Source organism: Streptomyces boluensis (genome assembly GCF_009908195.1).
GTDB classification, from domain to species: Bacteria; Actinomycetota; Actinomycetes; order Streptomycetales; family Streptomycetaceae; genus Streptomyces; species Streptomyces boluensis.
The window spans coordinates 1-839 of the sequence record NZ_JAAAHS010000762.1; the positions used below are offsets into that span (position 1 = coordinate 1).

The 839-nt window shown below is 73.7% G+C and carries 1 protein-coding gene; it reads right to left on the reverse strand.

The features are described from left to right. On the reverse strand, window positions 1-795 hold a 795-nt coding region (locus GUY60_RS37975), incomplete at its 3' end, for an Fpg/Nei family DNA glycosylase (protein ID WP_161706041.1). Window positions 796-839 lie beyond the last annotated feature (44 nt).

Consider the following 839-nt stretch of genomic DNA (forward strand, 5'->3'; position numbering starts at 1 on the left):
GGGGGTGGGGCCGGACTGGCAGGTGGGGCACCAGTACGTGACGCGGTCCCGGCTGTTGCCTTCGCCCTGTTCGGCCGCGCGTACGGGGGTGCCGCAGCGCAGGCAGGGGCGCGGTGCCCGGCCGTACACATACAGGTGCTGGTCGCGGCGGCCCGTGGTCGAACGGTCCGGGCGGTCCCGGTTCGCCTCCAGGAGTCGCTCGGCCGCGGCGACCAGACGCTCGGGGAGGTCCTCGTCGAGTGCGCCCACCGGGATCCAGGGGGTGACGCGGGCCAGGAAGCACAGTTCGGACTTGTACACATTGCCGATGCCCGCGAGGTTGCGCTGGTCGAGCAGGGCCTCGCCAAGGGGTCGGGCCGGGTCGGCGCGGAGGTTGCGCACGGCCCGCTCCGGGTCCCAGTCGGGGCCCAGCAGGTCGGGGCCGAGGTGGCCCACGGCGCGGTGTTCGTCGGCGGTGCGCAGGAGTTCCAGTACGGGCAGTCGGTAGCCGACCGCCGTGTGGTGGGCGTTGCCGAGGATCGCGCGGATCTGGTGTGCGGGGCCGCCGCGCCAGCGCTCGCCGGGGGCGTAGACCTTCCAGGAGCCGTCCATCCGCAGATGCGAGTGCAGGGTGAGACCGCCTTCGACGCGCGTCAGCAGGTGCTTGCCGCGCGGGGTGACGTCCAGGACGGTACGGCCGGTCAGGTCGGCGGTGGCGTACTTCGGGACGCGCAGGTCGGAGCGGGTGAGGATCTCTCCGGCGAGCGCGCGGTGCAGTCGGGCCGCCGCCTGGTGGACGGTGTCTCCTTCGGGCATGGGGTCATGATGCCTGCCCTGGGGGGTGGGGTGCGGTGTGGTGG